Annotated in this window: 14 protein-coding genes and 2 pseudogenes; 12 read left to right on the plus strand and 4 right to left on the minus strand. The window is 32.1% G+C overall.

What is annotated here, in order from left to right; genetic code table 11:
• Positions 1-105 precede the first annotated feature (105 nt).
• From PTI45_RS15270 to PTI45_RS15315, 11 genes are all read left to right on the plus strand, one after another.
• The gene (locus PTI45_RS15270) at positions 106-1,428 is read left to right on the plus strand and encodes a 5'-3' exonuclease (RefSeq protein WP_069328468.1); all 1,323 of its coding nucleotides are present in this window, start codon (positions 106-108) and stop codon (positions 1,426-1,428) included.
• Positions 1,429-1,631: 203 nt separating this feature from the next.
• Complete coding sequence (locus tag PTI45_RS15275) at positions 1,632-2,174, plus strand: hypothetical protein (RefSeq protein WP_069328469.1); 543 nt, start codon at positions 1,632-1,634, stop codon at positions 2,172-2,174.
• Positions 2,167-2,334: a hypothetical protein gene (locus PTI45_RS24170; protein WP_161594318.1), complete on the plus strand. Its 168-nt coding sequence runs from the start codon at positions 2,167-2,169 to the stop codon at positions 2,332-2,334. Before PTI45_RS15275 ends, PTI45_RS24170 begins: the two co-directional genes overlap by 8 nt.
• Positions 2,335-2,494: 160 nt before the next feature.
• Entirely contained in the window at positions 2,495-4,522 is a 2,028-nt protein-coding gene (gene ligA / locus PTI45_RS15280) for an NAD-dependent DNA ligase LigA (RefSeq protein WP_245703493.1), read from the plus strand.
• 62 nt (positions 4,523-4,584) lie between these two features.
• On the plus strand, positions 4,585-4,923 hold the full coding sequence (locus PTI45_RS15285; RefSeq protein ID WP_069328470.1) for a hypothetical protein: 339 nt from the start codon (positions 4,585-4,587) through the stop codon (positions 4,921-4,923).
• Positions 4,924-5,031: 108 nt separating this feature from the next.
• Positions 5,032-5,820 carry a hypothetical protein gene (locus tag PTI45_RS15290; protein ID WP_069328471.1) on the plus strand — a complete coding sequence of 263 codons (789 nt, stop codon included), beginning with the start codon at positions 5,032-5,034 and terminating at the stop codon, positions 5,818-5,820.
• 1 nt (position 5,821) lies between these two features.
• Positions 5,822-8,839: an N-6 DNA methylase gene (locus tag PTI45_RS15295; protein ID WP_069328472.1), complete on the plus strand. Its 3,018-nt coding sequence runs from the start codon at positions 5,822-5,824 to the stop codon at positions 8,837-8,839.
• 258 nt (positions 8,840-9,097) lie between these two features.
• Positions 9,098-9,664 (plus strand): hypothetical protein, encoded by a 567-nt coding sequence (locus PTI45_RS15300; RefSeq protein WP_069328473.1) that lies wholly within the window; start codon positions 9,098-9,100, stop codon positions 9,662-9,664.
• 2 nt (positions 9,665-9,666) lie between these two features.
• Positions 9,667-10,182: a hypothetical protein gene (locus PTI45_RS15305; RefSeq protein ID WP_069328474.1), complete on the plus strand. Its 516-nt coding sequence runs from the start codon at positions 9,667-9,669 to the stop codon at positions 10,180-10,182.
• A gap of 58 nt (positions 10,183-10,240) precedes the next feature.
• Positions 10,241-10,726, plus strand: coding sequence for a metalloprotease family protein (locus PTI45_RS15310; protein ID WP_069328475.1), 486 nt, complete (start codon positions 10,241-10,243; stop codon positions 10,724-10,726).
• A 13-nt stretch (positions 10,727-10,739) separates the two neighbouring features.
• On the plus strand, positions 10,740-11,030 hold the full coding sequence (locus tag PTI45_RS15315) for a hypothetical protein (protein WP_069328476.1): 291 nt from the start codon (positions 10,740-10,742) through the stop codon (positions 11,028-11,030).
• 165 nt (positions 11,031-11,195) lie between these two features.
• Here PTI45_RS15315 and tnpB read toward each other — a convergent pair whose 3' ends face one another.
• From tnpB to PTI45_RS24175, 4 genes and pseudogenes are all read right to left on the minus strand, one after another.
• Positions 11,196-12,338 (minus strand): IS200/IS605 family element RNA-guided endonuclease TnpB, encoded by a 1,143-nt coding sequence (tnpB, locus tag PTI45_RS15320; protein WP_069328477.1) that lies wholly within the window; start codon positions 12,336-12,338, stop codon positions 11,196-11,198.
• Positions 12,339-12,387: 49 nt separating this feature from the next.
• Positions 12,388-12,487, minus strand: a pseudogene (locus tag PTI45_RS24645) (IS200/IS605 family transposase); the annotation flags it as partial.
• A 48-nt stretch (positions 12,488-12,535) separates the two neighbouring features.
• Positions 12,536-12,694: pseudogene (locus PTI45_RS24650) on the minus strand (transposase); the annotation flags it as partial.
• Between the two features lie 220 nt (positions 12,695-12,914).
• Positions 12,915-13,292: a hypothetical protein gene (locus tag PTI45_RS24175; RefSeq protein ID WP_175425194.1), complete on the minus strand. Its 378-nt coding sequence runs from the start codon at positions 13,290-13,292 to the stop codon at positions 12,915-12,917.
• Between the two features lie 271 nt (positions 13,293-13,563).
• Here PTI45_RS24175 and PTI45_RS15330 point away from each other — a divergent pair, with 271 nt between their 5' ends.
• Positions 13,564-13,758: an aspartyl-phosphate phosphatase Spo0E family protein gene (locus PTI45_RS15330; protein WP_069328479.1), complete on the plus strand. Its 195-nt coding sequence runs from the start codon at positions 13,564-13,566 to the stop codon at positions 13,756-13,758.
• The last annotated feature ends 47 nt before the right edge of the window (positions 13,759-13,805 follow it).

Genomic DNA, 13,805 nt, shown 5'->3' on the forward strand with positions numbered 1-13,805 from the left:
AATTAAAACGACCAAACCTAGTATGTCTACTAGTGAGCGTTATTGGTTCTTTTAATTTGGATGCGATTTTTTTTGTCCAAAAATAAAAGAATAGGAGCGAATAAGATGAATAAAGTAAAGGTAGCACTTTCAAAAAAAGGTACTATTTCCAGCACGATCACGAGCTTGAGTAGCTTGCTTGATCGAATACCTAAGATGAGTGTGTTAAAAACCATAGCTATTCACAATATGTATTTAACATTAGAATTTGAAGATACGATCACTTCAAACAATCAAAATAGTAATCCACAAACATGTATATGGAAAGACAATATTCTTTCAAAAGTATTTCAAAAAAATAATATTCGACAGTCTCTTATTGCGATTATTAACGAGTTAAATTCTATACAAATACGGAACAATAATGTTATTGATGTAACCAAAGTACTTATTTCAGACCAACAACCTAACGATTCGGTCATCGAATTTCATACCACTGTATCGAGTTTTTCTAAAAACCCTTTGGTAGAAATAAAATCAATGGCAACTCCTGTAGAATATAAGGAAATAGAAGAACCTACATTCCAAGAACGTTTGTTAATCATTGATTTTAATAATTTAGTCACTACATGCTATTATGCAATGGCTGCTAGGGAAGGATCAGAACTTATAAAATCCAGTCAAGGATTGTATACAAGCGCAATTAACCCCTTTTTGAACAGATTGATTTCTATGATTAGAAAATATATGCCGACTCACTTAGTATTTGCAATGGACGTAGCTCGTTCTGAAACGTTTCGTCGAAAACTCTATCTTGGATACAAAGCTAATCGGGATGATAAAGAGAAGCCAGATGCTTTAACAGAACAACTATCGACTGCACGCAAATTACTCCATGAAATGAATATTAAAGTTGTAGAGTCTCCAGCAATGGAAGCAGACGATGTGATTGGATATATTACGAAGAGGTGGATCAAAGAAGATAAAGGGAAAGTAGTTATTTTAAGCAATGACAAGGATTTATATCAGTTGTTAGAAAAAGATGTAATTCAAGTGATTCGTGATAACTCAGAAATGACTCATACAAAGTTTTTCGAGAAGCATGGTTTTGAATGTGGTTTATATGCTGATTATAAAGCTATTTGTGGAGAAGCCGGAGATAATATACCAGGAACGAAAGGAGTTGGAGAGAAAGCAGCTCCTCTTTTATTGAAAGAATATGGAGGGGTAGAAAACATTCTTTCAAATCTTGAAAATTTCCCGGAAAAGTTAAAGCGGTATGCTAAAAACTTTACTAAAGAAAAGGAATTAACAGTATTGAGTAAAAAGTTAGCTTTATTGGAATGTGATATTCCTACTTTGGATCATATACCCTTAGAACAATTTAAAATGAATATTAATAAACGAGGAATGAGAACACAAATGGATCTTTTAAACATCAATTTATGATAAGTTGTACCCAACAGATTTTTTGTGTATGATAAATAAATACTATTACATTAATCTTTAACACTCGAAAGTCAGGCGACTATCGATTCTATTATCCCCTAGGGAATTTAACAAAGAACTATGTTCTTTTGTTCTATTTAGAATCGGATCGTCTGGCTTTTTTTGTGCTTTCAATGAATATTATTGTTATAATGGAGGTAGAAATGAAAGAAGCCAATGGTCTATTTGCATTAGATATTGTTATTGATCATCTTACTCCTTGCTTAATTAAGATTGAAACTGGAGAAGTATGTGAAACAGAAGTTTCTAAAGTCACGGCAAAGGATGTATCTTTAGTTCAGTTAGAAGATTGGAATTTTGATTGGCAAAGTCTTTATCAAAAACATAACATTCAATTATTAAAACTGACAGTTGAAGGTTCTTCGATTATTGAAGGTTTAATTGCTTTTGAAAAGATGGAAGGTTATGTTGAGATCCATCTTGTCGAAAGCGCACCTACTAACGTGGGTTCGAGAATCTATTCCGGTGTCGGTGCTCATCTGTTTGCTATAGCTTGCAAAAAAAGCATCGATTACGGGTTTGAGGGATATGTTGCATTTAATGCAAAAACGAATCTTATCGAACATTACATGAAAGTTTTAAATGCTGAATCGATTAATGCTAGAGGGCGAATGGTTATTGATGAACAAGCAGCTCTCCAATTAACAAAAGTATATTTTCAAGAAGGAGATGTATGGAATGAATAAATACGAACGTGAACATTTGTTTTATCTTTCAGATCATCTTACTGATATCACTAATGGAGCATTAGTCTCAAAGATTCCTGATGTAAATCAAGAATTAAGTGATAAAGAAACCAAAGAGTTTATTGCGAAAAAGAAAGAAATGAAATCTGCTTCAAAATAAAGGTGTACAAGTACTCAAGCCAATCTCTTGAGTACTTGTGTTATCTTATTCATGAAGCTTATATGCACTCATCTTTTGAGTGACCGTGTGTAATAAATTGGTCATTGAAAAGGTGCGTGCATTTTTTTGCGCCTAAAACCAATAAAAAAGGAGATTTACCATGACAAACATGCAAGATTTAACCATTCAAGAAAAGCAAACAGAGATGCGGAACCTTGTAAGAGAGATCAACAAGCATTGCCATTTGTACTACACCTTAGACAATCCGATTATCTCTGATATTGATTTTGATTATTTGATGGATTTGTTAAGAGATCTTGAGAAGGAAACCGGAATGATTTTGCCCGCTTCACCTACACAGCGTGTTGGAGGCAATATCTTACCTGGTTTCCAAGAACATGAACATCGTAGTCATCTATGGAGTCTAGAAAAAGCAAACTCTATTGCAGACTTGAAGACATGGGAAGCTCAAGTGAAAAAAGCCATTCAAGCTCATAATGCGGTTCATCCCAATTTTCCTCTTCCAGATCCTAGCTATGTTGTTGAACTAAAATTTGATGGTTTAACATTAAATTTAACGTACAATAATGGAGTTTTGGTTCAGGCAGCAACGCGTGGAAATGGAATTACGGGAGAAGGTGTTCTTGCTCAAGTTAAGACCATTTCTTCTATCCCCCTTGAAATTCCGTATATGGGATTAGTTGAAGTTCAAGGTGAAGGTATTATGAAACTTTCCACACTGAAAAAGTATAATGAAACAGCTATAGAACCGCTTAAAAATGCTCGGAATGCTGTAGCCGGTGCGATTCGAAATTTGAATCCTCAAGTGACAGCTGAACGAAAATTAGATGCATATATCTACAATATAGGTTATAGCCCGGATTTAAATCACACTCAACATAGTGAAGTCTTCGATTTTCTAAAGCTAAACCGATTCAAAGTAAATCCGTATGTCCAATATCATTCTACGATAGAGGATATTATGGAAGAACTTGAATCGATCAAGCTGAATCGTCCAGAACTGGATTATTTGATTGATGGTGCTGTCATTAAAGTATGTGACCTGAAAACAAGATCTGTTTTAGGGTACACTTCGAAATATCCTAAGTGGGCAATTGCATATAAGTTCGAAGCAGAAGAGGCAGTAACTTCTCTAAATTCGATTACTTGGGAAGTTGGTAGAACAGGCAAGATTACTCCTGTAGCCTGCTTAGAACCGGTGGAAATTGGGGGTGTGACAGTTTCTAGCTGTACACTAAACAATAACAGTGATATTGAGCGTAAAGGATTACGCTATGCGTTAGGAAAAGATATCATCGTGCGTCGTTCGAATGACGTTATACCTGAAATTTTAGGTATGGAAGATCCTGATGCTATAGGTGAACAAGTAATTCCACCGCAATATTGTCCTTCTTGCCAGCGCGAGCTAGTTAAAAACGGAGCACATCTATTTTGTACTAATACATGGAATTGTGAGCCACAGCAGATTGGATGGATTACTCATTTTTCTAGTAAAGAAGCTATGGATATTGAGGGATTAAGCGAGAGTACAGCTAAATTACTATTTGATCATAAACTTATCAAAGACCCTAGTGATTTGTATCGTCTTGATGCTAATAACTTAGTAGGGTTGCCAAGTTTCCAAATAAAAAAAGCTGCAAAACTTTTGAATGCGATTGAAAAGAGTAAATCAGCATCTTTAGCTCGGTTTATTCGCGCTATCAGTATTCCTAATGTAGGGAGTAACTCTTCGAAAATTCTAGCAGATGCTTTTGGCAGTATAGAACGTCTGCAAAGTGCTACTAAAGAGGAATTAACAAGGTTACCGGACATTGGAGAGATTGTGGCCATAAGCATTCAAACGTATTTCCGCGATGAGAAATATAGAACTATTGTTAACCGTCTTCTTGATTTTTGTAACCCGGAGAATCCTGTTAAAGCGGATCAATCTCTTGCCACTGATAACATATTTAATGGCAAGACAGTTGTTATAACAGGAACATTCGAAACGATGAAAAGAGACGATGTTACTTTGAAGCTACAAGAACTTGGAGCAAAAGTAGGATCTGGAGTATCTAAAAATACTGATTTTCTGATTTTTGGTGAAAAGGCAGGTTCTAAAAAAACAAAGGCTGAAGTTTTAGGCATTCGATTAATAAATGAGAGTGAATTGTTAAGTCTTATCTAAAAGAACAAAGTGAACCCTGGTCGAGAAAGTGGATCAGGGTTTCTTTATGTAAAGGAGAAATTATGGAAGCCGAATTAGAATACGGATATGCTTATACAACGTTAGATATAGAAAATAACAATGATAATTTAATCGTTTTATATCGTTTAATGTTGTCAGCTAATTTTGATGTCCCAGACAATGTAGAAACCTATATGCTGGAGAAATTAAATGATGTTGATGATTTAGTATCGATGCGATTAAAAAAAGAACTACGAAAATCACAAAATAAAGTTGAATTCGTATTTTTATCTCAATCTAAAGAGTCGATCACTCATTTGAAAGATAAAGAATTAAATCGTTTAATTCAGATGCGGTGTGGCTTTTATAATATCAATCTGAATAATATAGAAGGCTCGTAACTCTGTACAAAAGTGAAATTTAAAATAAAATGATGACCCGGTATTAAAAGTCACTTCACAATATGTTGTGAATCTTTTATATCGGGTTTTTATATGGGAGAGAATACTATGAACTTATTAAACAAATTTGAAGAGGTAAAAATTGACACTCTAGAATTTATTGACGCCGAGGATCAAACAATCTGTAAAGGACTTGAAAATGAATGTATACGAGCTACCGAATCAGTTGATTCTGTACTAACCTTACTAGATTTAAACCCATTCAAAAATCAATATTATAATAATTGGGAATTAGTAAAGCAGTTAGAGTCCGGAAAAAAAGGAATGATTATTAAATTTGCTAACGATATTAAAAAGCATTTCGAATCCAAATATAATGTAACTATATTCCCGTTTGATGCTGAAGGGTTCAAGAATATTGATTATGTAGAGATTGTAGATGATATTATTGCAAGGTTAGGTGGGTTTGATTTTAAAGAAAAAGCATACTTAGAAATCAAAAAAAATATTGAGAAAAACATATATCTTCCACATGTGAATGTGAAAAATATAAATATTCGAATTAAATCTTTCATAGCTTTTGAGCCAGCTATTTTTAAAGTTGGTTTCTGGAATCTAAAATCAGACAGAACATTGAAAGAACTTTTTTATGCACTAGAATACTTTGAAAGCAAAAGTGTCACTTTAAGAAAAGAACTAGATGCCTTCCGGTTTAACAACTCAAGAGACAACTGGTTTGAACCATTTATTTTTGAGAGTATGACAAAAATACGTGAAATTAAATTTTTCAAAAATAATAGCATCCAGTTAAAATTTGATTCAAATGCTTCAGCAATAGAATTTGCCAAAACTTTTTTAAAGTATTCAGAATCTGTTTTAGTAAACAGTGGTGTTTGATATGAAATATCAAAGTTCAAATGAATCTATACCTACAGCTAAAAGAGAAGAGATTAACGCTAAAATCCTAGGGATTATAGATTCCAATGATAATCAAAATATTACGCATGAAGACATCTACCAAGCCTATACAGGAATTGGTGGTCTGCATGGTCTTAAATTTAAAAACTTTTATAATTATCATGAATACTCTGAGGCAAAAAAAGAAATTGAGCAAGGTCAATTCTTTACACCCTATTCGATCTGCGATCTACTTTCTAAAATACTTCAACCACAATCTCATGAATTAATTGCAGACTTAACTTGTGGAATGGGGAACTTTTTTAACCATATGCCACATGAAGCAAATATATATGGAAACGAAATCGATTTAGCATCCTATAAAGTAGCGAAGTATTTGTACCCCGAAGCCCATATTAATAATGAAGATATCCGAACCTATGAGCCCAAGTTGAAATTTGATATTATCCTAGGTAATCCCCCATTTAATTTACAATGGGGGACTCATGAAAATAAGGAATATAGTCAGAATTATTATTGTAGAAAAGCACATGAATTATTATATCCTGGTGGACTACTAGCTTTAATAGTACCTAGCAGTTTTATGAGTGATGATTTTCATGATGGTGGTATTATTAAAAAAATGAATGAAATGTATTCATTTGCATTTCAATTTGAACTGCCGAAAGATTGTTTCAAATCATATGGAGTGGTGTCTTTTGCTACAAAATTAATGGTTTTTCATAAAAGAAGCGAGCACATGGATCATTGTGATTATTCATTTAACAAGATCAGCACTACATGGGATTCAAATCTATTAGCTAATATGTTGTATAAAGACTATATAGATCCTATTCGAAAGCAAAGATATGAGAATAGACATCAAATACTTTTTGAATCTAAGGTGACGAATGATAACGATGTAAAAAATCAGAATATAATTAAAAAACTATTATTTGATATTAAACGAAATCCCAAATTATCAAAGCATTATCCCATTGCCTTATACAAAGTTAATCAATTATCTGTACAATCCAAACCTGAATCAATGACAGCCAGTGAATGGGAATATACTAAATTAACTCCAAAGAAAGTAATTAATGATCTTAGAACAATATTATCAAATCAACATGTTATCGAGAAAGATGAAATCAATTTAGTAAAAAATAAACATGAGCTTTATTATAAAGCTTATAGTTATGTTGCTCGTCAAAGACTTGAAATGATGGAGATAACAAAACGTATTTCTATTAATGATTTAATCATTAAGCATTCCTATCCATTTGAAGATAAGAAATATAAAAAACTGATAGATCAAAAAACGAACAGCTATAGATTACAATCAAAAGCATATAGCCAGATGGATAGAGATATGGAGATTGATCAGTTTTTAGATAATATAGAATTTTGTGATACATTAAATAACCAGACGATCAAACTCAATGATAAGCAGAAATTAGATGTTGGTTTAGTGATACAAAAACGTTATGCACAGCTTAGTTGGACTCAAGGCTCTGGCAAATCGTTGGCAGCTATTGCATGGTACAGGTATCTGCTTAGAGCTTCTAAAGTTAATAATGTGTTTATTGTGAGTACAGCTATGGCCATCCATCTAACATGGGAGGTTATTCTAGATTCTTATCAGGAAGATTTCATAACAATATCTTCATTCAGTGATATTGAACGTATTCGTCCAGGACAAATCGTATTATTGTCATTTGAACGATTGCAAAAAATTCATTACCGATTGAAGAGAAATATTAAAAAATCAGGAAATAAAGTCGCTTTAGTGGTTGATGAATCAGACGAAATTTCTAATTTAAATTCTTTACGGACTCAAGCCGTATTAAATTGTTTCAGACGTGCAAAATTCAAATTGCTGACGACAGGAACTTCAACAAGAAATCATATTGCAGAATTATTTCCTCAATTAGAATTACTCTATAATAATTCTGTAAATATGCTGAATGAGAACAAAGTTAGTTATGAAATAAATAAAGAAGGAAAATTAGTTGAGAAAAAAGAAAAAAGCTATTTCAAACCATTTCCTCCATACAAAAAAGGATTAGAAATGTTCAAACAATACTTTAGTCCTAAAAAAGTTACTGTTTTTGGATTAACAAAAAATAGTCAAAATATATATAATTCATCTGCATTATCAGATTTAATCGCAAAGACGACAATTACAAGAGAATACAAAGAAATAGTAGGTATCAAGAATTATGATTATATTAATCATTCTGTAAATCAAAGTGTGTTCGAAGAAGAAGTATACACTAAGATTATGGAAGAGTTTAATGCTTTACTTCATTACTTTAAAAGTACCGATAATGCACGTAAAGATTCAATTCTTAAAATTATAAGACAAATTAATTTGCTAATTGAAAGCTCATCTACTCCTCATTTATTTAAAGAGTATACGAGTACACTTCTTCCAACGAAGATGATTCATATCATGGGATTAGTAGATCGCTTTGATGAGCAAGTAGCGATCGGGACGGTATATAAAAAGTCTGCTCATGAATATTATAGACATCTGAAAAATAAATTCCCGAGCCGTCCTATTTTTCTTATTACCGGTGAAGTAGATTTTAAACTACGTCTTCGGATGATTAGAGAGTTCCAAGATACGAGGAATGGTATTTTAATAAGTACACAGCAAAGTTTAAAATCAAGTGTTAATATTCCTTCCTGCAACAAAATTATTATTGAATCGTTGCAATGGAACATGCCTAAAATGGATCAGTACTGCTTTCGCTTCATTCGCTATACAAATACAGATCCAAAAGAAATTCATAGAGTGACGTACAATCGAACCATTGAACAAAATCTGTTAGCTTTATTAATTAGTAAAGAAGCTATCAATAAATTTGTGAAAACATTAGAAATTCAAGATGATGATGATTTGTATGAAGAGTTTGATATTGATACAAACCTGCTAGATCAATTGATGATGATGGAAAAGGATGATAAGGGACGGAAATATTTAAGCTGGGGTAAACAAACGATCCAAAATTAAAAAACGACCTCAATTCTTTATATAAGAATTGAGGTCATTTTCTTATGAATGGAATAATTAACCCCATCAAAATTTTCTGTTATCATAGATGTATACATTTTATTTATCATTCTCAAGTCATGCGACTACGAGACCTCTCTTTATCAATCACGCTTAACCAGGCGTAACAATTTGTAATTGTACCTTGTGTACATTTAATTGTTGCTTCTGGTTAGGCGTTATTTTTTTGCCTAAAAAACCACAAAAGGAGCAAATAAAATGAAAACAAAACCGAGCGAAGTATTAGCCAAATTAAATGAGGAAATACCATTATTTTTACAGGGAGTCGTCAATTCTTCAATATTTGCAGGTATAACGTTAGCTACCCAGTTAAAAGAATTAAAAATAGAAGAAATCCAGCAGTTAATTCAATTTGTACTTGAGCACAACTCTACTTTTTATGAAAAACAATATCAAGAGGGTTCCAATTATTATGATTTGCTAAATGCTTATATCCAAGAGCAGATCAATAAAGAGTTTTTCAAAGAAAAATGTAAAGCTATTCGCATTGATAATATGATTTTGATTTTTCTTGAAATGGACGCGGAACAAATTAAATCTTCTATTAGCGAATTATATAATGCATACGAAGACCAAGAAAATCAGGATCATGATAGCTATATGGAATTCATGAATGTGGTAGGTAACATTCTTTCCGGTTATTTGCCGTTGCAGCTCACCTATGTTAATCACTATCAGGATAAACTTGGTAATGCTATACCAGGTTATACAGAGCGGTATGAAAAGTTTTTGAATGGCACATTATTGTTTGAAGATGGAGAATGAATATGACTATGGTAAATAAAGAATTACACACGAAGATTGGTGATTGCGATTATTGTAATCATAAAAACATTTTAGTGATGTTAGAGTTTGATCCGGATCACGAACACGATTATTTAGAAAAATGTTATCATGGCTGTTCCGATGAGAAATCTTGTGAAGAGAAAGAACGAATGGTAGGCAATTGTGATCATTGTTATATGGAGAATGTGTATGTTCATTATCAGCATGATTCATGGGGAGAACATATTATGAACCAATGCTATTATGGCTGCGGAGATGAAAGAAACAATTTGAATGAAGAAACGCAAAAAATCAATGTGATCTCACTTAATATTCTTTCTCAAATTTTGTGTTATAGCTCTACGTGGCAAGTAGATCTACTAGTAGATGGTAAAGAGACATCTTTAGTGTTGATCAGACTTAATGGTGAAACCAGAGTGAAATTATTAGAGCAAATTATAAATTGTAAAAATATTAATGAAATCCAACGACTTAGTATGCAAATAAATATGAATTAAATTACACGAAGAGCAGACAACTTATTTAAAAGTTGCCTGCTTTTTTAAGGAGAAAATAATGAAATACAAAACAGATTCTGGAATTTTCAAGGTGTTAGCTGTATTCTTCACAGTATTATGTAGCTTTTATCTTTTAAGTAGTATTTTAGATTTATATCAAGAAAATCAGTACTATCCAGTCTTGTTGATTATGGCATGTTTTCTATTAAGATATCCCCATGAGTATCTACATTTTATAGCGGGTAAGTTGATTGCATTAAAAAGTATCATATCTTTTAAACGGTTAAATGCCACTTGCACTCCACTTGGAATAATGAACAGAAAAGAACTTTGTACATTTGCTCTGGCTCCTTTTGTGAGTATAGGTTTTGTTTTAAGTGTAGGAGTCATTTTAACCAACGATATTTATCAAGTATTCTTTATAGGAGTACTGATCTATCATTGTTGCGCTTGCTATTTTGATTTTGTTTATGTGGTCATTGCTTGTATATACAAAAATAAACAATTTAAAGATCATGGATTGGTTTTAGAAATTTTAAACTAAGAGTCGAATATATATGCAAGAAAATCTAGATACTCGACGTATGTTTGAGGGCAGTTCATTAATTGATATTTCAGAATTAGCGCACCGATTCGATTTTACTATTCCGTTAGAATTAACCAGTACTCTTAAGGAAGAATTAGGAGAAGATTCAATGTTTGATGTAGTTAGCGCATTACGAACAATTATTAATTTTGATCCTTATCAAAGTACTATCGAATATGGTATATGGACTTTGAAAAATGGGAAAAATTCGCTTACTAATGTAACATCATTTATTCTAAAATTGATTAAGGCAATAATCTAATGATTGTTAGTGAACTACTCACCACTTAACTAAACCTAACGGTTTTTAACACTTAAAGTGGAAGCTTCTTGGGAATAGAGCATACTTGCAAGCGTATTTCTTTACTCACAGCGGTTTCTCTTGTTTATCAAGCTATCCCCGTAATTCCTACGGTTACTGATTGTTCTAAGTTAATTGTTTTATGCGTAGACCTTCGGTCAGAATATTTATACTCGCATTGATATCTCGGTCATGAATAGTATGACAAATAGAGCAAGTCCATTCTCGAATGTCGAGCGATTTCTTACCATCTTTGTACCCACATTCTGAACAGATTTGACTAGATGGAAACCACTTATCTACTTTGATGATTTCACGTCCATACCAGTCCGCTTTGTATCGTAATTTCGTCACAAAGCTAGACCAAGAAACATCAGAAATACTTTTAGCTAGTTTATGGTTACGCAACATCCCTTTTATATTTAAGTCTTCTATGCAGATAATATCGTGATTTTTGATCATCTCTGTACTTAACTTATTTAGGAAATCGTTACGTTGATTCATTACTTTTTCATATAGACGAGCGACTTTTATCTTTTGTTTTTGATAGTTTTTAGCTTCAAAGAGAGGGATGCCTTTCTTTGAAGCTAATAATCCACGTCTTGACAACCTCTGTTGTTCGCGCTTTAGTTTCGTTGCCATTTTTGACGTGAATTTATGGTTATCAATCTTTTGACTATCAGAAAGAATCGCAAAATCGGTTATACCCAGGTCAAGGCCAACAGCAGAATTGCTTTTAGGTAATTCGACTATTTCTTCTTTACACAACAAAGAAATATAATATTTACCACTTGAATGACGACCTATTGTAGCTGATTTTATGATTCCTTTTAGCTGTCGATGGAGCTTAATTCTGATTAAGGATTTCAGTTTAGGAACTTTGATGAATTTATTGTCAAACAAACCAACCGTTCCATGTTGATTATTAGTTGTATATCTTTGAATAGAATTTTTCTTACTTTTGAATTTCGGAAATCCAATAGATGGATCACGAAAAAAATTTTTATAGGCTTTGTCTAAATGGAGTTGTGCATTCGCTAAAGCTAGACTATCTACTTCCTTCAAAAACGGAAAGTCTTTCTTGTATTGAGCTGGTGTTGGAAACCTCATTTTTTTGGAAGAATCTTTTTTATTTTCATCATAATTTTTTATACGTTCATCAAGCATTAGATTGTAGACCTTACGGACACATCCAAAAGACTTAGCAAAGAAAATTATTTGTTCTTCTGTTGGATAAATTCTGAATTTATATGCTTTAAGTCGTTCCATAAGGATCACCTACTTTCTATGTATAACTGTTTTCTTAATTTTAAATATATTATTTGAGGATATCCATTGGAGCACTACCAGTTGTTAAAAGATAAAAGCCTTTAGATCAAACATTTCTTCCCAAAAATATTGCTTTACTCTTGGTTGTCAAATCTGTTTTCGATTGTACTTTGAACATGGTTTTTATCATGAGTTCACTTCACTAAATTTATGTGATAAGCTTCTACAATTCGTTCAAAAGTTGGTTTGGCAAATTCAGATATTTTACCACTAATCATTTGTCTACGGTATTTAGTTACTTGTATAAGATGATAGTAGAGAAGAAATACTGAATTATTATTAGTTTTTATTTCCATTGTTATATGAACTTATTTCCCATATAGACTGATGATAACAAGAGTAAAATAAAAAGGCAACAGACCTTATTTGTCGGTTTTCGAGTTATCAACGGTAACTCTCATATCGAATGAGATTCTTCTCTCACATATAGAGGGTGGCTACTTCCGCCTAAATTAAGTTAATTTATCTATGCATAATTAAAATTTAAAAAAACCATACAAAAAATGTATGGTTTTCTTAAATATCTTTGAGAGTTTCTATTATAATTTGCATATTCCTATAGCCTACAAATGCACAGGAGACAAAAAATATTTTAATTACTGTTATTATCAAGATCAGAATAGGTACAAGTTTACTTGTATGAATGATAATATTAAAATACTCTGACGATAAAGTAATGGGAATCGTTTTCCAATCCAAAAAGAGTAAGCCTATATCTATACCAAAAACGACTAAGGAGATAATAAAATTTATAAGATCATTGTCAGTTCTTTTACTGTGTTTAGAAAACTCACTTCTAAACCAATTAGTATAACTAATACAAGGTTGACCATTCTGATTGTTTTTTAAAAGGTATTTATTATATAATTTCTCCATCTTTTTTTCAGTATTCAACCTTTTAGTCTCACTTTTATTCAATTTAAACATCAAAATACATCGCAATTATTTTTATTATACCTGTGACTAATATACAAACACAAAATAAAATGATACTATAAGTTTATTATTTCACTTTATTTTATTTACTCCATGCATGCGCTACAGGAGAATTTTTTTCTTAAATACACTTTCTTTCGAGTGACCAATTTATTGTATTCCTTATGGAATTGGTTTCTGGAAAGGGCGTGTATTTTTTTTGCCCTAAAACCAATTTAGGAGGATTAGTATGACTTTAATAGCCAAAAAGAAACAAACGTTTTCGGACAAAGAGAGTAAACGGATTGCAGTTAAACTTGAACAAAAAAGAAAAAAGATGGTAGCACTTGCTATGGAAAAAGGACTTCTGGACTCGGAAGTTCTTAAATTAAGTCAAGAGGTTGATCGATTATATATGCATTTCATGAGAATTCAAAAAAAGTAAGAAAGTGTGTGTAAAAAAAGGAGTTGCATTTTTAATGCAACTCCTTT

Source organism: Paenibacillus nuruki (assembly GCF_001721045.1).
Lineage (GTDB): Bacteria > Bacillota > Bacilli > Paenibacillales > Paenibacillaceae > Saccharibacillus > Saccharibacillus nuruki.